This is a genomic window from Clostridium bowmanii, assembly GCF_018861315.1.
GTDB lineage: Bacteria > Bacillota > Clostridia > Clostridiales > Clostridiaceae > Clostridium_AD > Clostridium_AD bowmanii.
Genome location: NZ_JAHLDL010000040.1, coordinates 1 through 22,727 on the forward strand (window position 1 = coordinate 1; position 22,727 = coordinate 22,727).

Here is a 22,727-nt window from a genome sequence, read left to right on the forward strand (position 1 = left end):
AGTGATTTCATAGGTATAATTTGACGTAAATCACCTACTAATAATAGAAATAAAATGACTTTTCAATTAGTTATAATTTGACGTTTAACAATCTCATATGTACCCCCTTTAGAAATCTACATTCCAATATGGATAGATTAAAATTATATTAGTAGTCACAATTCTTGCATTATATCTGCCATCTACATTCCAATATGGATAGATTAAAATTCCTTTAAGTGTGGTTTTCCTACTGTATAGAATTTAATCTACATTCCAATATGGATAGATTAAAATCCTTTATAATAGTAAAATTAGATCAAGCGATATCCGATCTACATTCCAATATGGATAGATTAAAATACATACTGCAATGGAAATGATAGCGAGTTATGGGAATCTACATTCCAATATGGATAGATTAAAATTACCTAATACACCCAAGTTGGATTATATCTGCTTTAATCTACATTCCAATATGGATAGATTAAAATTTAATTATATACTACGGTTTACACTGTCAATGTATTCATCTACATTCCAATATGGATAGATTAAAATAGTTTAAGTGGCACTCCTATTCCTAGAACATTACACATCTACATTCCAATATGGATAGATTAAAATCGGTATTTAATCCCATCTTAGCCATTTGATTGGTAAATCTACATTCCAATATGGATAGATTAAAATCTATTCCCTCATTAAGTTCAGATACAGGGAATGTAGATCTACATTCCAATATGGATAGATTAAAATCAGATGTTTTAAGTTCAACTAAATTAAATGAAGAAATATCTACATTCCAATATGGATAGATTAAAATTGGAAAGAGAAGTCAGAGGTTGAGTCTACAGGCTCTAATCTACATTCCAATATGGATAGATTAAAATCGTTATAGGCTGCTTGTAAATCTTTTAAGTTTAGAAATCTACATTCCAATATGGATAGATTAAAATTAGTTCCATGATAACCAATTATATTATCTTTTATTTGATCTACATTCCAATATGGATAGATTAAAATTTTACTTTCTTTGTTAGGTTGCGACGTCTGGATCTTATCTACATTCCAATATGGATAGATTAAAATTCCTGTATACCTTAATAAATTAAAGTTATAACTTAATCTACATTCCAATATGGATAGATTAAAATTAAATTAAAAAGTTAAGCAATACATAATATATTTGAATCTACATTCCAATATGGATAGATTAAAATATAGTATGTTAGTATAATTGTAATGATATATTTAGTATCTACATTCCAATATGGATAGATTAAAATCCAACCTCTGGAGTTATTTTTAGAGTTCTGTTCTTGATCTACATTCCAATATGGATAGATTAAAATAAATGTTAGATAATAGTAATTTATATCAATATTCTAATCTACATTCCAATATGGATAGATTAAAATGGATTAGCTGACCACAAATAATGATACATAATTAAATCTACATTCCAATATGGATAGATTAAAATTTTTAACGTTTGTTTTATTTTGTCTTGAACTTCCAAATCTACATTCCAATATGGATAGATTAAAATCATGTTACACTCAAGACGATAAATTATTTTACATATATCTACATTCCAATATGGATAGATTAAAATAAAGTATTAGATAAGGCTCTGAATAATGCATTATATATCTACATTCCAATATGGATAGATTAAAATATAGTATGTTAGTATAATTGTAATGATATATTTAGTATCTACATTCCAATATGGATAGATTAAAATCCTTGAAAAAGCTGTAATTACAGACGTATTAAGCCAATCTACATTCCAATATGGATAAATTAAAATTAGATGAAAATTTACAAGTAATGGGATCATGGGAAGATCTACATTCCAATATGGATAGATTAAAATACTATGTATATTAAAGTAAGTAAGTATTTATATGTAATCTACATTCCAATATGGATAGATTAAAATTCTTAAAATTTTAACACCTACAAAATCACTATCAACATCTACATTCCAATATGGATAGATTAAAATTAATACAGAATCTTTAATTAGATATTGGGCAGATTGATCTACATTCCAATATGGATAGATTAAAATGAGTTGAGGTTAAAGAATAAGTTATCATTACGTAAGTATCTACATTCCAATATGGATAGATTAAAATAACAAGTATCAATCCATGTGAGGTCATTTGTGCCTGAATCTACATTCCAATATGGATAGATTAAAATGAAAAATCTAATATTAGAATATTACCAAGAGTATGATCTACATTCCAATATGGATAGATTAAAATTTTAACAAAAACAGAGTTTAATGCTCGGTTAGCTTAATCTACATTCCAATATGGATAGATTAAAATTGTAAAACGTTATGTATGGAAAAAGATAAGTTCTGGATCTACATTCCAATATGGATAGATTAAAATCAACTTGTTTTACTTTACCTTTAACCATATCTAAAATCTACATTCCAATATGGATAGATTAAAATATCTGCTTTTTCCCCATCAATCGAAGTCCATCCAGTATCTACATTCCAATATGGATAGATTAAAATCACTCTTTATTACATTCAGCTTTGCAATAGTTAACAATCTACATTCCAATATGGATAGATTAAAATACTTGTTGCTTCAAATTCCTTAAAAGTACATTTCCCATCTACATTCCAATATGGATAGATTAAAATACATTTTGAAGTTCTTCAAAGTAAATTTTAAATTTAATCTACATTCCAATATGGATAGATTAAAATCATCACTTGAACAATTAACCATCTTTATTATTTTTTGATCTACATTCCAATATGGATAGATTAAAATTTTATTGTTTACACTTGGTGAAATTGCTAGTTTCGGATCTACATTCCAATATGGATAGATTAAAATGCGATTAGAGAATGCGAACAAATTAATGAAAAGGAGATCTACATTCCAATACGGATAGATTAAAATAAATAATACTTGATTTATGTGGAGGTACAGGCTCAATCTACATTCCAATATGGATAGATTAAAATCTTTTTTATCCATTAAAATGCCTTATTATGTTTATAATCTACATTCCAATATGGATAGATTAAAATTGCATCAAAGACAGTAACTACAATATTTTTAATGAAATCTACATTCCAATATGGATAGATTAAAATTTTAATATTTCCATTACTTCAATTAAGTCAATAGGCATCTACATTCCAATATGGATAGATTAAAATATGTTTGAGGGCCATTATAGCATGGTAAAAGTTTTTATCTACATTCCAATATGGATAGATTAAAATTAATTCTCCTATACCGTTAAGAATATTTTCTACACGATCTACATTCCAATATGGATAGATTAAAATTGTTAATGTATAGTCAATATCTATATTATTTCTAGTCATCTACATTCCAATATGGATAGATTAAAATGACCGCCCCCGTTTGATATTATTATAACATAAATCAATCTACATTCCAATATGGATAGATTAAAATTGCAATACAGGGCGAGAGAGACACATTTGAATCAATATCTACATTCCAATATGGATAGATTAAAATTTGATACTTCTTTTCGTAGGCTTGTTCAACTTGCATATCTACATTCCAATATGGATAGATTAAAATTTTATAGTTATAAAGTTTTCTATTAAGTAAACATCAATCTACATTCCAATATGGATAGATTAAAATTAGTTTTCTCTTTGTCCTCATATACTATAAAGTCAAAATCTACATTCCAATATGGATAGATTAAAATGATCTAATGTGCTTCACAATGCAAAAGTGTTTAAAGCATCTACATTCCAATATGGATAGATTAAAATTAGCAATATGGTAATATAGTAATATGGTATACTTTAATCTACATTCCAATATGGATAGATTAAAATCCTCCACTTTTTGTGTATTTAGTTTCTACATTCTCATATCTACATTCCAATATGGATAGATTAAAATAATGTTAAAGGATTAAACTATAAATGTCGTGAAATTTATCTACATTCCAATATGGATAGATTAAAATATAATCTTAATAGTAGTTGTAGTCGTAGTAGTATTAATCTACATTCCAATATGGATAGATTAAAATTACTATTGTGTGTTCACTCCACATCAGTGTTAACGTATCTACATTCCAATATGGATAGATTAAAATGGTAGATTTATCCGGCTTTAATGTAAAAGAACTCAATCTACATTCCAATATGGATAGATTAAAATCTGTGTTTACATTTGAGTTTATAACAGTGTTTATATAATCTACATTCCAATATGGATAGATTAAAATTTTCAAATCAATTCTATCAATATTGTGCTACGTTAAATCTACATTCCAATATGGATAGATTAAAATAGTATCAATCACATATGATAGCATACAAACAATTCAAATCTACATTCCAATATGGATAGATTAAAATTATAATACTTGTGGTACATTTGGAGGAACATCCGCAATCTACATTCCAATATGGATAGATTAAAATCAAACTAGGCACTAAGAGGTCATTAGACGGACTGTTATCTACATTCCAATATGGATAGATTAAAATTTTAACTCCATCTTAAACCTCCCTATATCGTCTACAATCTACATTCCAATATGGATAGATTAAAATCAAAAGAATATAGCCGATTATATTATGACTGATAATAATCTACATTCCAATATGGATAGATTAAAATAGATTCTTTGTCAATTCCTTTTTGTCCTGTTGGCACATCTACATTCCAATATGGATAGATTAAAATATTAAATTTTCTTTTTCAATTTCAAGTTGTTTCTCCAATCTACATTCCAATATGGATAGATTAAAATATAAACATTTAAAATACTATTGCGTTTATACTCACGTATCTACATTCCAATATGGATAGATTAAAATATTACATTCATACCCATCAGCCTTGAGTGGAAGCCCATCTACATTCCAATATGGATAGATTAAAATTAACCCTTAGAATTAATTCTTTCGTTGCCAACTGGCATCTACATTCCAATATGGATAGATTAAAATAAACAGACCTCTAATTGAGAATAAGGACCATAAATTATCTACATTCCAATATGGATAGATTAAAATAGGTAGATTTATCAAGTTTTAATGTAAAAGAACTCAATCTACATTCCAATATGGATAGATTAAAATTGTATGTAGCTTATATGTGTCATCTAAGACGTTGTAATCTACATTCCAATATGGATAGATTAAAATCTGTTCAGTCACATTTTTTTAAATTCTGTTACCCGGATCTACATTCCAATATGGATAGATTAAAATTGTAATGCCTGACTATTATTTGTTAGTGATATAGTATCTACATTCCAATATGGATAGATTAAAATGTATGCGAATCCTTTTGCTTTTATTTTTAGTGCTTTATCTACATTCCAATATGGATAGATTAAAATACTATGATATTATATTATAAACAGGGGGCGCATATCAATCTACATTCCAATATGGATAGATTAAAATTATAGTGACACATGATACACTAGCACCATCACCGCCATCTACATTCCAATATGGATAGATTAAAATTATATCAGACCCACGTTAAACATATAGTAGTTACTGTATCTACATTCCAATATGGATAGATTAAAATTCCAGCCTTTGCTAGTGCTTGTATCTTAGCCACTGTATCTACATTCCAATATGGATAGATTAAAATACCTCTCATTACATCTGTAACACCTTGACAACATTGATCTACATTCCAATATGGATAGATTAAAATTATTACACTCCCTTTATATTGTTATAACTTCCATATATCTACATTCCAATATGGATAGATTAAAATATTTTACGCGCGAAGACTAGAATAGAAGCATATGCAGATCTACATTCCAATATGGATAGATTAAAATTTCAGCTCATACAATAGCTACGTAACTACTATAATACATCTACATTCCAATATGGATAGATTAAAATAATATACGATGAACTTGAAACAGCAGGATTAAAAGTATCTACATTCCAATATGGATAGATTAAAATCATATATGTTTTTAGTAATAGACAAAGCACACTAAAATCTACATTCCAATATGGATAGATTAAAATGAATAAATTTTACTTAGAATATACACTTAATCAATGATCTACATTCCAATATGGATAGATTAAAATCATATAAAAATGAATTTAATAGATTTTAGTTCAGAAATCTACATTCCAATATGGATAGATTAAAATTACAATAAAAAATATAGACATTGGGGTTATCAACAATCTACATTCCAATATGGATAGATTAAAATTAGTTTATTTTTATGAGTAATATATAGATATTATTATATCTACATTCCAATATGGATAGATTAAAATTACCCCATGCACTGGCCATTAACTCTAATTCCCTATATCTACATTCCAATATGGATAGATTAAAATTAGAATCAGTTATATTGACTATGGCAAAGCTATTTTAATCTACATTCCAATATGGATAGATTAAAATTAGTTCCTCTGTACCCTCTATATTCTGTGAATTAAATATCTACATTCCAATATGGATAGATTAAAATTAATGAGTACACTTTTAGCATTGTTAACTCAACTACTATCTACATTCCAATATGGATAGATTAAAATGTGCTTCATTTTCTTCTTTTAACAATTCAATTTCTGTATCTACATTCCAATATGGATAGATTAAAATTTAATTTGTTCATATAGCTTACCACCGCCACTAGGATCTACATTCCAATATGGATAGATTAAAATCTAAAGTAAATTCTTTAAACACTGGAGCAACTCAACAATCTACATTCCAATATGGATAGATTAAAATTTCACTAGAAATTTGATAGGTCTGCTGTTCAGAGCAAATCTACATTCCAATATGGATAGATTAAAATCAGTATTATCTATTGAGTTTGATATATCCATTGTATCATCTACATTCCAATATGGATAGATTAAAATATCTGTTTCAAAATGTATTACATCAGTATTACCTGGATCTACATTCCAATATGGATAGATTAAAATTATATTATTACTGTTTAACAATGCACTACATAGTAAATCTACATTCCAATATGGATAGATTAAAATAATTACAAGCTGTTAAGGATATTAAGAATGATCTAGAATCTACATTCCAATATGGATAGATTAAAATCAATACAGAACCAATATTAATATCACTTATAGATTAATCTACATTCCAATATGGATAGATTAAAATTAAATTACCTTAAAATGGAATATCCCCATCATCTACATCTACATTCCAATATGGATAGATTAAAATAGTCGATAATCTATCTGTTGTTTTAATATCTTTTAAATCTACATTCCAATATGGATAGATTAAAATTAAAGGCATGGTATCGAATTTCATTTGTTCAGCTCTATCTACATTCCAATATGGATAGATTAAAATTAGATGCTGGCGGTGATATGAAACATCTTAAAGAAAATCTACATTCCAATATGGATAGATTAAAATCCGTACACGATATCCCCGTATCCGAAGAATTAGGACAATCTACATTCCAATATGGATAGATTAAAATTATATTTCAAATGTCCTGTGAAATGGGGTGTAATAAATCTACATTCCAATATGGATAGATTAAAATAAAGGTTTGATGTGTTGTGAGTTATTTTGTGAGTAATCTACATTCCAATATGGATAGATTAAAATCCATTATAGTCATGTCTTTAGATAACCATATTTCCTATCTACATTCCAATATGGATAGATTAAAATCAAGAAGCTATTTCCTGCGATAGAAGAGGTCACTTCAATCTACATTCCAATATGGATAGATTAAAATTTTCAGTTTCATAATCTGGATCATTATCTCCTTCAAATCTACATTCCAATATGGATAGATTAAAATGCGTTTGCCCTTTAAGTCCCTATTTGTAGGCATTTCAAACATAGTTTTTGTCGATGTCTTTTTATTATATATATTATCTAGCTAATAATAGCATAAGTTTAACATTTTGCTAATTCAAATCCACACATTGCAGCACTTTGTCGTACCCACAGTTAATTTACGCTATGTCACATCGACAATTTAATAAAAATTAGACAATGCATCATCATTTTTACCCCAAAATTCTTTATCAAGCCATCTTTCATTTCTACTTTTAAATATTATCACAGAATCTAATTTTTTCCTAATAAGTTTATTTAATTCTGCATTTAATTTTGCCCTTTGTCCCTCTGTAATCTCACCTTCAAATACAGAATTTTGAATATGAGTTAAATACTTTTTACATATCTTAAAAACTTTTCCCAATACCTTTTGTCCATTTTCATCTCCACTTATATCATATACCAAGACAACATACATTAAAATATCCTCCTCCTACCACCATATTTTGAAACCTTCATACTCTTTTTCGTCCATTATATGTTTTATCAATTTATAACATTCAAGTCGTATTAAATGTTGATATGTCACATCTTTTGATAATTCCTTATGATAAATTGTGGTTTTTAACATTTCATCGAACTTCATTGATATCGTTCTAGATGCATCTTTGGTTAAATGAAGGTAATTTAAATCTTTTGTAAAGCAGCTTGGTGTTATTTGATTCTTATTTAACAATGAAAAAATCATCCTATCACCCAAAATTGGTTTAAATACCTCTGCCAAATCTAGGCTTAATGAAAATCGCCTTACCCCTGGTTCATGTAGATAACTAATGGTAGGATTAAGTTGCGTTCTATATATTTCTCCTAGTACTCTTGTATACACTAATCCATTAACAAATGAAATCATAGTGTTAATCATATTATCAGGCGGATTTTTAACTCTTTTTTCAAAGTTTATTTTTTGATCAACAATAGTATTCCATGCTGAATAATATTGCTTTCTAATATTTCCCTCAACCCCCATTAATTCATTAATACTTTCTGTTTTTAATATTTTTTTTCTTAGAAATTCTATTTCTTTCATTGGCTTTTCTACATCTTTACCTCTACCATTATAGTATCTTAAATTTCTATAAATATTTGCAGCTGCAGCATCTATAAATTTTCTTGCTATGCAAAGTCTCTTTTGATTATCTTCATAGTGCCTAACTTGTTTTACCAACAAATTACCTGCTAGCAACGCTTCTTTAGGATAAAAACTGCCTGTATAGAAACTATAATAATTAAAAAAATGTATTGGAATCTGATATTTTGATGCAAAATTTATAAATTTCGTGTTAAATGTCATTTCTGACATAATATATATGTCTTCAACTTGTTCTATGGGAATATCTCTAGTTTCATTTTCACTATTTGTAAATTGCAGTGTATTGTCTTTTCGATGTATCTCACCATTATTATATATATAAAAGCTCCGTTTCAATCTGACTCCTCCCTTTAATTAGATATAACATAATTCAAAATAAGCACAGCTCTTACAAATTCTCTTCTTTTCAAGTATTGGTGGCAAATAAGTATTTACAATCTCTTTTATATCTATTAAGATGGCTTCTATATATTTTTCATCCTCTGCTGTCAATTCTACATCAATATTTTGCTTTAAAAGTGGATAGTCTATCTTACCCTTAATACCTTTTACCCCCTTTTGTTTTAGATAATACAAATAATATTTCACTTGCATTATTCCAGCTTCCTCTATTTTTCTACTCTTTTTAACTTCATGTAAGATTCCTTTACTTTTTATATAATCAATACTAATAACATCATCTATATTAATGTGCTTTTCTTCTCTTTCATAAGCATTTTCATCTAAAACTTTTCCTATTTGTACGTTCTCATTGTCTGCTTCCATTTGTATCTGATTGTAAAAATACCATAATTTTCTTTTACAAACAATATAATAATAAATCATCATACCAGTAATTGGCTTATCCACAGCAAACACTCCTCTTACATAAAATTATCAAAATTATCTTCTAATCCCCTTACCTCTTCTCTTGTTAATCTTATAAAACCTAACTCATTATACTTACAATTTACAACATTCACAAATTCATATCTACTTAGTTGTACCTTTTTAATAATTGCATTTGATCCTTTAAAATATATATCATATATGCCAACTGGCACAGTATATTTCTTAATTTCTTCTTTTAAATTTATTTTTTCTAATTTTATCTTTTGCTTTTCTTCTTTTTCTAATTTTGGATTTACAGACCTTATTAGTTTTTTAGAGTTTTCATCAATTTTACTTTTATGCTCTTGGTAAATTTCGCTAGGTATTACATCATAAGATATAATGTTTCTTAACTTCACATTTTCTTTTTCTATCTCATAAGGAGGTAAATCAGCTATCCATTTTGCAAATTTATTATAATTAAATAAATAATCACTACCTTTTAAATTTTCTGTTGTTAAACATGTATTTATAATATTCATTTTATGCTCCTCGGTCAATAATCCATTTATATCTTTTAAAGCATTTCTTGATATTTCATATATTTTACTATCAATAAACCCTTTAGTACCATTTGTTAAAAGGTTATTGTCTATATCTAAAAACACAAAACAATTAGGTTCATCTATAGCTTTTATACCTTTTCTATTACATCTACCCAGCCTTTGAAATAAACCACTTATATCCGAAAGTTCTGTAAATAAATAATCAAAATCGATATCTAAACTAGCTTCTACAATCTGTGTAGATATCCATATGCATGCACCTATATTTTCCGTCTTACCGAACTCCAATATTTCTTTTTCTTTAGATGCTCTATCACACTTTATAAACTTACCATGAAGTATATTTATATTTACTACCCCTTTTTCTAATAGTTCCATGTATATTTGTTGAGCTTTTTTAACAGTATTACAAACTACAAGTATTTTATTACTTATTCCCTTTTCTCTATTATCTTCAAATTTATTATATATACTTTCAGTATTAATCTGACTATTGTAAACTTTTAAATTATGTCTTTTTATATCGTTTATAAATGTTTTTTCTTCAAACTCAATTGGATTTTCTCCCATTTTTAATAAATCTCTTATAAATGGTGCTAGTGTAGCGGTTAGAATTGCAACCTTTCCTCCAAATTTATTGATTTTTTTAATTCCATAAATTAAATAAGCAAGCAGATCTGCTCCATACATTTGGATTTCATCAATGACTATTTTTGAATAGGATAATGTAGCAAGTTTAAGTTCATAACCTTGGTATTTAAAGACAAAATCAAATAATTGATCTAAGGTGGAAATACTAAGAGGTACTGAAAGTTGTTTACTTTGGTTATAATAGTCTATAACATCCATTCCATTATTATCATTGTTATAATAACTTAGAGCATCCGAATGGAGCAGTGCTAATTTAGATTCAACATGATTTTCTTCTAAAATATCTTCTTTAACTCTTTTGTATATGGCATTTATAGCTGTTTTTAATGGTAATATGAAAAATCCTTTATTATCTCCAATCCAGTGAAGCCCTGCCTCAGTTTTCCCCATTCCAGTTTGAGCAACAACCACAATATTGTTATTTGTATTTTCCTTGCAAAATCGCTGAAGTTCATTCCAGTCTGAATTAGTATTTTTACTTTTCCATTTCTTTAATAAGTTACTAAGCCCTGCATTTAAAAAGTCATTTTTATACTCTATTGGGATTTCTCCACTTGCACTATAATCACACTTGTGTAGAAATCCTTTTATGAGAATAGCATCCTGATTTTCTGTTATTCCATTTATATTTTTAGTGGTACTTCTCTTAACGGCATTAACTTTGAATCCACTTAATAAGTTATTTATTAATTCCTTATACTCCTGATTTTCTATTATCCTAATATTATCACAGTAATTATGGTGATTCAAAACAGCAAATCCTACCTTATAATAATCTTGTATATTTTCAAATTCATCCTTATCTATAAAATACAGGGATAACACGTTATGTGCTATCTCTATATTTTCATTGAATTTTGTATTATTAATTATTCTTTTTTGAAACTCTCTATTTGCTTTGCCATAGTCATGATATTCACAAGCAATTTTAGTAAGTTCATATATATGCTGTTCTCTTATATAGCCTAGATTTCGTAACACATCTAGATTTCTTGTTAAATCATCAGTGTGCTGCCTTATTGTTTTATCGGGTTTTGCCTTGTAATTGGATAAATCCATATTATCACCCCTAATTAAAATTAACTATATATGACTTTTCTTTACCTATGTCAAAATAAAGATCATCACTTCCCTCTTCTGCAGAATAATCGGAGGCATAGACAACTTTCTTTTTTTCAAAAATCCGCTTATTCTCCTGAATAATATAATTTTTATTCAGATAATACTTTGTACCATCTGCTGAAGTTCCCTTCTTTGAACGTAAATTTATATGCTCATTTTTTATAAGCTTATAACTTATATATGCAGAATACTCACTGATTACTTCATTATTATCTCCAATTTCATCTACAACTTCTACAAAACAGGCCTCTCTCACATCTACAAAATCTTCACTTCTACCAATTGATTTTAAATTATATATGTTGTCTCTAATTTCAGTAAGTGTTTTTTTATCACTTTTTATATGAAGTATTAATTCTACATTATTTAAAACCTCATAATATTTTAAAGAAGTTGTAAGACTTGCAAATCTTGAATATGGTATATCATATTCTCTGGTTTTGTACTCTTTTAATCTGTCTTTAATTGTTTTTTCTAGTTCCTTTATTTGTTTTTCTCTTTTAAAAATCAATTTAAATGCTTCTGAATTTATTTCACAATTTTTCTTTTTATCTGCTAATATCTTTTTACGTTTTTTAGCAAGACCTAACACCTTATCAATTCTATCTTTTTTAAATTCTACAATTTTTTCCGACAAATTTTTTAGTTCTCTGTACTCTTCTAGTAACTCTTTATTCATAACCTCTATTGTAATTCCCTCTCTAAAATTGTTTCCTGTAGATGCTTTCGCTTTAGCAACCTTGTCAAATACTGTTGATAAAAGGCTTTGATTTTTCATTTTCACTAAAATCCCTCTATCGTTCATTGTAGAATTCAAAAAACAATAATCAGTATAAGGTTCTTTGTGCATAGCTTCATATTTACCCTGAATGCTAATATCCATTGGGTGGTACTCTTTATAATCACAGGCACTGTGTAACGCTCCAATTACAGTTGAAAATGGAGGAAGCGGATAGGTCATTTTATTTAAAATTGTTTCTTCTTTTTTATAGTTTGCACTGCTTTGAGTTAATATAATTCTTAAAACTTCCATACCTACACCCCATAGTGTGTATTAACTTGTTTCCTTATATCATCAAAAAATTTAGCTATACTAATTAATGGCAAAGCATTTTTAATTTCAGATTCATTTTTAAAATTGCCACCTTCAAGTAATGCTACACTACATCCTTTTGCAATTCTATCTTTTAAGTCTTCTGTAATTAGCAATTTGTCCTCTTTCACCTTTACTACATTCTCAAAATAATGAGTTTTCCTATCAGTTAATCCGCCTACAACAAATAGAGGCTCTGCATTGTCTAAATTTCCTTTTACAACTAAATTAAGGGTTTCAATTGTATTTAATATAGAATTAACTCTATCTGCTTTTTCTTTAGCATCTGCTTCTGGTTTTTCAAAATTTTCATCTTTACCTATCATTTCAAGATCAATGGTTAAACTATACATTTTCATAGTTTTGTCATACTCATACTGGTATGGCATAAGTCCACATTTCCCAGCATCTACCTGTAAATTTAGTTTATTATTTTTTGCAAAATTGGATGCAAGATACAAATTATTATGAAATCTTGTTTCATTTACAAAATCATCACAAGCGATTGCATCAGTTAAGTAAAAAGAACTCTTTCGAATATATGTAGTGTCAGTTGTGTTCATATATCCACCTTCTAATGCTCTGCAATTTGTAGCATTAAGCTCATCTGATACAACCTTTTGATTTACTTTTTTGTCCACCACTGTTTGGAGATCTTCATACATACCACTTTGGACCATTATAGCGTTCTTAAGACTCTCTCTACTCCTTGTTGCATAGCTCTTACCATTTTTAAATACTTTTTGAACACTTGATATATTCCCAAGTCCTTCCCCATAATTGGATGTCATATTTGCTACAACTGTAAGTGTTAATGCTTTTTTATTTTCCATCTTTGTCTCCTCCATTATCTTTATTAGACTCATTATTAAGTGCATTTATAAATGTATAAGCTATATTTTTATTTTCATCAAAATCCTCAAATAAGTCATATGCAAAATCAAAAATAACCCCTGAATAAGATGATAATTGTAATAATATTTCACAAAATCTTTCATAATCTTTAAAAGTTATTGCACTAATTAGCTTTTGCTTGTAACTATTAACTTTATTTTCTGGAATTGCCTTCATTACTCTTTTAGCACTTCCATAGGCAGATTTCATTTGCTTGTCCATTTTGTCCCCTCCATAAATCAATTTATTAATTTTTATAAGTGTTTTGATGTTATATGTGTAATTTGATTTAGATTTTAAAAGTATCTCTATTAATGCATCTAGTTTAATGTTATTTAAAATGTTATCTGTCACTATTTTCTCAAAATACATGTAATAATTATCGTTAACTTTATATTTTATCTTAATAGCTTTATAATTTTCAATTCCCATAAAAATTTTAATAGCGTCTTTTCTAATATAAAGAGTTTCAAAATAATCATCATCTCTATTTTTAATAATTACTTCTACATCAAAGTCTATAAAACCACTAGAATTTTTAAGATCACAGAATAATGTGCTTCTGGGGTTATCACTATCACTAATTAAATTATTTGTATCAAAGAGTTGTTTTATTGAATAGTTATTATTCATAAAAAAGCCTTCATATGATTTTGAAAATGCAAATGGAATGAAATCAAATTCCTTTTCATCCTCAGCTTTATATGTTTTAAAATCCCAATTATAAGAAATAGATTTACCTTTTTTAGGTATATCTATATTATAATTTTGTATTCTACAAATACTACCTTCTTCTGCAAACAAACTATTCACATTTGCAAAATTCGCATACAAACTTTGTCCACGTCTATATGTCTCTTTAATCAATAACAGTCTGTTTTCGTTAATTTTTCGCAAAATAATATCTTTATTTTCCTTGGAAAATTTAATCTCACCGAAAACTTTTTTCATTATTGCATTGGCTGTTAATTTATCATTTACTAATTTTATTTGGTCATCAGTGAATTCACTACTTTTTAATATTTGCTCAATTACCCTGTGATGCATAGCACTTTCAAAATAGTACTCAGCAAATAGCAAATACCTATCTTCTGTTATTTTTTCACTATTATACGATATAACATCATCATCAATTTCATATAAATCAGATTCTGCCTCGTCGCCCTTAGCAGCAAGATAATCAAAATACTTTATAAGTCCCACTATACTTGCATTATATCTCCAATCAAAGGTTTCCATTCTAGTATTAAATTTTTCATTTTCTATTATGCTTTTCATAGCGTCCCCTTTCTCATTATTTCAAACATTCCAAATCCTGCCGAAGTCCGACTTCCCATGCCATTTGTATATAAATAACTAAGCAATTCTATATTCCCTGTCAGACTAAATGCACCTACCGTAACCTCCAAAAATTGTAAGTGATGTCTAACCACAGTTTTTTTACACTGCACTGGTGTTATAGAAAACCCTTCTATGATAGATGGATCTAAACTATTAGAATTAGCTATTTGAAATTTCAATATCTTATTAAGTGCTAAATAAAATCCTTCTCTTTCATATGAATAATATATATCACTATTGTTTTCCCTATTATGCTCTCTTACACATAAAGGAGCTTTAAAAATGATATCGATATCATTTGTTGTAATAACAACTTCTTTTTCAATTGTAATATTTTTAACAATCATTTCATTTTCATAAGCCAATAGATAGGGCTTATTTTTCTGCATTGATAAAGCATTAAAAAATACTATACCCGTACATATATCTCCTGTGCTAAATGTAATATTAATTTTTCTAATTGGCACTACTATCTTCTCTTTTGTAAATTTACTACCCGGAATATCTGCTGCAAATGTAAAAGGCTTGTCCTTCCCAATTTCATAGTAAGCGCTAAAATGTTTGCCTTCATCATATACAGTTAAACTATGTTTAAACAAACTAATTACAGATGGCCTATAATCCAAAGGCAAATATTGATTTTTTAATTCTATTTCTATAATAAATCTCATCCTTTTATCCTCCCCAAATTTTTTATTATTAATTTAAATAACCAATACCACGCCTCAAATTGTGGAACTATTAAAGTCATATTTCGTCTTATTTTTATTATTAAGTTCATTATAAACAATATTCTCCAATTTAACAAGTAAAATTTAGAAAATTATATAAAAAAATCCACATCAATTTCTCATATGTGACTTTCTCAATAAATATTAAATTTTTTTAAGCATTTGCTTTAATTCTTCTTTTATTTCATCCTTAAGAACTACCGGTTCTATAACAGTAACTGAAGTACGCATAGATAGAATCCATCTAATAATGTCAGGCTTTCCACTCATATCACCTTCAAATATTATAGTTTCATTGTTAACCCATTTAATTCTTTGATTTTCAGCATATAATCCTTCGCTTACTACTTTCGAAAAGGGACTCTTAATTAGCAATTTCAAACTATAATTTTCATCATGAAACAATCCTAAATGATTTTTCATAAATTCTTTAATAGTAAAAGAACTTGGTACATCAAACCAATCATTCAATACAACCACTTGAGTTATTCTCATAAGTTTAAAAGTCAATTCTCTTTCTCTATTTTCGCAGTAGGCAACAAGATATTTCAAATTGTTCCTTGTTATTATCCCATAAGGATGTATAATCCTTTCAGTTTCTCCTGATGACACTGAGCAATATTTTATTAGCAATTTCTTCTTAGAAATACACGCTGCTTGTATTTCCAATTCGAATTCAATTTCCTTATTCAAATTTGATGATTTTGGTTTTGTAATAATATTATCTGAATAATCATCTACCTGGTTACATCTTTCATTTAAAATTTTTATTTTATCATTTAAACTTACAAGCTGAAGTTTCAAATCAAAGTGAACAGAATCCTTAAGATACCGCGTTGCCATCTGTAATGAAATGGCTTCTTCAGGCTTTATATCAAGATTTAGCAAATAATCGTAGCCTACTAGTTCATACCCCCCAGTAGGTCCGGGAACAGATTCTACATTTACATTAGCTTCAGATAGATCAGTCATATACTTTCTAATCATTCTTTCACTAACACCCAAAGCTTCAGCTAGTTCTTTAGTTTTCATTCTCTTTTTACTTTTTAATAAAATAAGTAATCTGAGCAAATTTGAGAACTTACTCATTGTTCTTCCTCCTCATAATTATATTGTATTTACATTATACAAATAGGGCCTAAACTTATTAGTGATAAATAAAATCACATACAGGTTTCGGAAATTACATTTTGATTTATTCCAATTTTTTATCATCAAAAAATATTACAGTATTTATAGAGATGTTAATTCAATAAGTATGTCACATATTCTCTCTGACTAATTTCCAAACATTAGATATTGCAACCTTAAATAATCTATCAGGTATAAGAATTGCATTATTTATATTTAAGATTGATTGAATCGCACACATAGATGGATATACCAATATACTACGTTTTATACTATTTATGTTAATACTAAACATCGTTTCATTTTCCTCAATCCCACTTTGCTTATCACACTGCAATCTAATTATATCTTGCAATGAAACTAAATAAGTCCTCTGTGTAGAAATAGGCAATACGATTTCAAGAATGCCATCTCTCACCAACTTCAACAACTGTAATCCAGCTTTACGATCAAGGTTTTCATGTACTCTTTGATTCCAAAAATGCCTAATGCATTTGGGGCAAGATGAATCACAGTCACATTCTTTTAATAATACTTCAACTCCATCTAGAACACTATCAATTAAATCAGCAACTCTATTGGAATATCCTGCTCCACTTGACAAATTATCATATAAATATACATCTGCATAGATACAATCTTTTACACTCCTAATTCTATATCCACATTTCAAATCGCTAAATTCTACATCTAAAACTTTGCTCGCAGATAAAGCTAATGCCTCAGACAAAGTTGTCAAAGCTGGTATTAACCAAATATTAAAATACTCAGGGTTAATGTTTATTTTTTTTCCATCTAATTCTAATCCTAACACAAGCATATCAGTATTAAATTCATGTCCTAGATATACATTTGTCCTTGTATGAGAACAGGATTGGTTATCATACTTAGAAAATGGTATTTTATATGGGCGTTTGCGATTATTCTTTTCATCAATTGAAAGCTCAACAGGATCAATTGCACCACACTTCGTACACAAATCAAAACCACTATCTTTAGGTCCTTTGTTTATCATTACCAGTGATTGATTTTCTCTATTTTCCATTTTAATTAAGCCTGTGCTTGAAATGTTTTTCATGTTACTTAAGTCTTGTGGCATTGCTGAATATGATGGAATGCTTACAGTTGAATATTCCTGTGTATCTCGAGTTTCAGGAATATTTTTGCCATCTCTTGGAGCAAATCCCCAAGGTTTAATTAGTGTATGCTTTTCTACTGAATTGCCACATAATGGGCAAGTTAAAGTGTCATTTTCTAAACCGAACCAACCACAATTTTCATTAGTACAACAATATACATCCTTATTATACTCTTTAATTTTAAGCCAGGGCTCAGCTGCTTTATATTTAAAATCCGGCTGATATTTAGTGTAATAATCATATATTGCTCCAGAAATATAAGATTTTTTATCTACAACAATCAGTCTCCCAGGTGCATATTCACTAAGTGATAAATCAACGCTTCTTTCTGGACTTTCCTTTATTTTACCATACTTATCTTCTATCCAAAAATGAACAATATTACGTGGAAACGAGTAGGTCGGAAGAAATGCTTCAGAAAATAACACATCAAGCAATCTAATATTATTTGATTGCTCTAATTCATCTTTATTTACTTTAGCTATTTCTTTTCTTTTGTAAAGTATCGAATTAGCCTTCACCCTGTCACCCAATAGCAATAAATCTCTTTCAAATTCCATTTTGTATGTAGACCAATCAAAATCAACTAAGTTAGGAATTAATATTTTCACCCTGTTTTCATCTAAAGGTATTTTAGATTGCAACCAACCAATAAAATCAACATAATTCATTACTGAATCGGGATTGAAAAATATAACAACATCTGCAACATCAATACTACTATTTTTAGATAAAAAATATTCTTGTAAAAAAATCAAATTGATGTGCCTTTTAATTAATTTAAGATTCTTGTAATCAATCCAAGGTATTCTTGGTTCACCAGCTATTATCTCCTCTGGATTTTTAAAATACCAAGAATCGTGGGGACCATTTTCTGTATACGTAATGATTGTTGAAACTGCTGCTCCTTTTCTTCCCGCTCTTCCTGCACGTTGTTGGTAATTTTCTCTCATAGGCGGTACATTTCTAAGTCCGACTGCAGTCAATGAACCAATATCAATACCAACTTCCATTGTAGTTGTGCAACTTAATATGTCTATTGGTTCATTATCTTCATCGATAACAATATCTCTAAACCTCATTTCATACTGTTCTGTAGTAACCCACACATCATTTCTCTGATCTTTATGTGATAATTGTGCAGTATGTTCTTCCGTAGTCGCATTTTTAATTTGACTACCATTTATAGCTTCTATAACAGGTTTTCTCCAAAAATTATATCTATCTAATCCTTCCTTTGATATCTCAGATATGTGCTTTTCACTTCCACAATAAATACAACTACCAAAAAGTGTGAAAGTTGATTTTCCAGCACATCGATTACACCTATACCATATTCCATTTTCGTTGGTTTTTAATGTCAACCTAGCTGGTAATATATATTTTTTATTATGATTACTTTCAATATTTTTTATGTTATCTGTTAACAAATCAAACTTTTGTCGTAATATTTCAATCTGTTCATCAGTAATGTTATTTCTTTTAAGTAATTTTATTAAATAATCTGGTAATTTGTCCTTTTCATCTATACCAAAACCACCACTATCATATGATAATATGCTATCTCTAACTTCATCTTCTAATTCAGGAAAAACTGCAATATCCCTAACAATTAAGCTTTGTATCCAAGCATTATAAATACCTCTTATTAAATCAACAGAAAGATTTGATTTTGTTGCTACCTTTTCCAAAACCTGTTCTTCTAAATCTTCTCCATCCTCACCTTTTTCAATTAGTACAATTTGACCTAAGCACAAATTATTAAAAGACCTATAACTGTCACTTATATTTTTTAATATCAATTGATAAAACATCTTTGGCGGACTTCCAATATAACTTGCCATACGATTATATCTTGGATTTTCTTTGTTAGCATATAACTCAGCATAATTTCTAAGCTGAGATTTGAAACTCTCCTTTTCATCTCCATAAAAAAAACTTAAGTCATTGTCATAAACCACTTTTAAAAATGCATAATACAGTAGACTTATCGGTGCACCACCATGCTCATATCTTTTTTCTAATAACTTTGAAGCTAAAAATAATGCTTGCCTTCCAGCATCTCCATCTGTAGCTATAGTTATATCCCGTGCAAGCGTAGCTGCTCGTTGTCTGCTATCAGAAAAAAGCAGTACTTTTTTGCCATCATTTTTTAATTTTTCATCGCGCACTGGTTGTGCTAATAGTTGTTCAGTTACAATATTAGCGAAAGGCTCATTTCCCCTAGTTCTGAATGGGGTTAATTTGGTTTTTTCTCTTCCACAATTAGGACAACTTGTAAAAGTATATGCCTTAAGCTTCTTATTATAGGGGGTAGTAGGTATTAAAACTTTAATAAATTCAGGATTATTCTCATACGTATCATTATAAAACAAAATACCTGTTCTAGAATCTATATACCCAAACATTGAATTTTCTTTGGCCTTACTTTTTTTAACGTGTTCCTTAAATATATCCACTCTACCTTTAGGAGCGATCCATAAATGTATTTCTTTAGGTTCATAAATAAGTTTGTTCTGCTCTTGCCATAGAAAATTAAGTGAATCACTATCATCCTTAAAAGCACGTATAAAAATAGTTCCGCATCTTCTATCGCATATAACCTCAAAAACCCTTGCTCCACAGTATTGACATTTTAATCGCAAATTATCATCTATATTTCCAATTTTAATTCCCATGACATCATGACTGTGTGTACAATTAGGATTCAAACAGGCAAATATACCATTTAATCCCTTGAACATCAAATGCACCCTTGATGGAAGTAAAACTTTATTTTGTTTAGATTTAGATAATGTTCCGAGTGAAAGTAATATTTCCGTTGCCTTTTCAGCCTGTTTTTGCTCTACATTTTCAAAAACACCACTTGCAATTTTACTGAATTCTATGGCTTTTCCACTACATAGTTTAATTAATTCCAGCATTGGTGGATATATTGCTAAATTTTCATATAACCAGGAATGAATGTTTTCCACTTCGAAATTCCATTTAAATACATTTGCCATTTTATTCAGCTCTAATATTATCTCTTCATTTGAACCTTGTAATTTATCTTGCTCTAAACAACCCAGGGCTTCGGCATCAGCCAAAGTACCCTTTGCATTTTTAGAAAAGCTCTCTGCTTTACCACGTATAATCGAGAATCTATCATTTTCTAAGTTTTGTCCTGTTAATCCACAAGCAAACTTTCTCAGCTCTATTTCTTTTCCATCTGGGACACTTGCACTTGTTAAAATACATCTGATCTTTTCTCTAGTTATACCCAATTTATCCATTAAACGTCTAACAAGCAGTGATACCTCCCCACCCGATGCACCACGATACATATGAGCTTCATCAATAACAATCAATAATTTGTTTTCTGTTGCACTATTTAACCATTCAACTGTTTTACTCCAAAAGCATTGTTCAATTGGTCTCATTAACATGTACTCTAGCATACTATAATTTGTAATTAGTATATCTGGACATACCTTTTGCATTTCTCCTCTTGTATACAGTTCAGCATCACTAGGAGATGGAAATTGTTCATTATTTTTTAATGTATTTACAAAGGCTTTCAAATTTTTCGTTGGAATTCTTCCAATTTTAGAAAGCTCATTATAAGCTTTTTCATTGCAATTTATATAATTTTTAGCTATTAATTTTGCTAAGTTTTTGTTTTTATCATTATTATTATCTCCAGCATATGGGGTCCTCCCTGTATACATACCAAATCGTGCTCTTCTAATTTCTTGATTTGATACAGATTTAATAATTTCCATATAAGCATCATCTTCTCTACCAATTATATTTCGTATTCTTCCTAGCTGATCAGATACAAGAGCATTCATTGGATATAATACTAATGCCCTAATTCCTTCTTGTTGCCAAGTATTCTGAGATGTAGAAGCCTCTCTAATTAACTCAGTTAATATTGGCCAAATAAAACACTCTGTTTTACCAGAACCAGTTCCTGTAGTTATAAGTAAATCCTTGCCATTATAAAATTCCTCTAAAGCATTAACTTGATGATAAAATGGTGTATTAAATACACCCAGTTTATTTTCAATAAGCATTTCCAAATAGTTTTGTATTTCTAAATTCAACTTTGAACTTTTGAATCCATCAGATGCTATTTCATAGCTTTTCGTTGCTTCTATAAATGGCTCTTGAAAAAGCACACCCCTCTTGTTTAATAATTCATCAGTTGCTTGAAGCAAAAGTTCATTTTCAGCAAAATATTGTGCTTTAATATAATCCGATAATTTTTCTTTTAATTTTTCGTGTGTTTTTCTAATACCAAGTTCGCTCATAG

General features: G+C 28.5%; 10 protein-coding genes and 1 CRISPR repeat array. All 10 genes read right to left on the reverse strand.

Annotation, left to right across the window (positions count from 1 at the left end; genetic code table 11):
- Positions 1 to 114 precede the first annotated feature (114 nt).
- A CRISPR array of direct repeats spans positions 115 to 7,821; the repeat unit is 30 nt; unit sequence ATCTACATTCCAATATGGATAGATTAAAAT.
- A 180-nt stretch (positions 7,822 to 8,001) separates the two neighbouring features.
- The 10 genes from cas2 to KPL51_RS19770 all read right to left on the reverse strand — a co-directional run bounded on the left by cas2 (position 8,002) and on the right by KPL51_RS19770 (position 22,725).
- Positions 8,002 to 8,280: a CRISPR-associated endonuclease Cas2 gene (gene cas2, locus KPL51_RS19725; protein ID WP_216165456.1), complete on the reverse strand. Its 279-nt coding sequence runs from the start codon at positions 8,278 to 8,280 to the stop codon at positions 8,002 to 8,004.
- A 15-nt stretch (positions 8,281 to 8,295) separates the two neighbouring features.
- Positions 8,296 to 9,288 carry a type I-B CRISPR-associated endonuclease Cas1b gene (gene cas1b / locus KPL51_RS19730; RefSeq protein ID WP_216165459.1) on the reverse strand — a complete coding sequence of 331 codons (993 nt, stop codon included), beginning with the start codon at positions 9,286 to 9,288 and terminating at the stop codon, positions 8,296 to 8,298.
- A gap of 18 nt (positions 9,289 to 9,306) precedes the next feature.
- The gene (gene cas4 / locus KPL51_RS19735) at positions 9,307 to 9,801 is read right to left on the reverse strand and encodes a CRISPR-associated protein Cas4 (protein ID WP_216165462.1); all 495 of its coding nucleotides are present in this window, start codon (positions 9,799 to 9,801) and stop codon (positions 9,307 to 9,309) included.
- A gap of 14 nt (positions 9,802 to 9,815) precedes the next feature.
- Entirely contained in the window at positions 9,816 to 12,038 is a 2,223-nt protein-coding gene (gene cas3 / locus KPL51_RS19740; protein WP_216165465.1) for a CRISPR-associated helicase Cas3', read from the reverse strand.
- Between the two features lie 10 nt (positions 12,039 to 12,048).
- Entirely contained in the window at positions 12,049 to 13,134 is a 1,086-nt protein-coding gene (gene cas5, locus KPL51_RS19745) for a CRISPR-associated protein Cas5 (RefSeq protein ID WP_216165469.1), read from the reverse strand.
- Between the two features lie 2 nt (positions 13,135 to 13,136).
- On the reverse strand, positions 13,137 to 14,027 hold the full coding sequence (gene cas7i / locus KPL51_RS19750; protein WP_216165472.1) for a type I-B CRISPR-associated protein Cas7/Cst2/DevR: 891 nt from the start codon (positions 14,025 to 14,027) through the stop codon (positions 13,137 to 13,139).
- Positions 14,017 to 15,366 (reverse strand): type I CRISPR-associated protein Cas8a1/Csx8, encoded by a 1,350-nt coding sequence (gene cas8a1, locus KPL51_RS19755; protein ID WP_216165489.1) that lies wholly within the window; start codon positions 15,364 to 15,366, stop codon positions 14,017 to 14,019. Before cas8a1 ends, cas7i begins: the two co-directional genes overlap by 11 nt.
- The gene (gene cas6, locus KPL51_RS19760; protein WP_216165492.1) at positions 15,363 to 16,100 is read right to left on the reverse strand and encodes a CRISPR-associated endoribonuclease Cas6; all 738 of its coding nucleotides are present in this window, start codon (positions 16,098 to 16,100) and stop codon (positions 15,363 to 15,365) included. The genes cas8a1 and cas6 overlap by 4 nt, the downstream gene beginning before the upstream one ends.
- A gap of 204 nt (positions 16,101 to 16,304) precedes the next feature.
- Entirely contained in the window at positions 16,305 to 17,249 is a 945-nt protein-coding gene (locus tag KPL51_RS19765; RefSeq protein ID WP_216165496.1) for a helix-turn-helix transcriptional regulator, read from the reverse strand.
- A 172-nt stretch (positions 17,250 to 17,421) separates the two neighbouring features.
- A complete protein-coding gene (locus KPL51_RS19770) occupies positions 17,422 to 22,725 on the reverse strand; it encodes a DEAD/DEAH box helicase (RefSeq protein ID WP_216165499.1) in 5,304 nt (1,767 codons plus the stop codon).
- Positions 22,726 to 22,727: the final 2 nt, after the last annotated feature.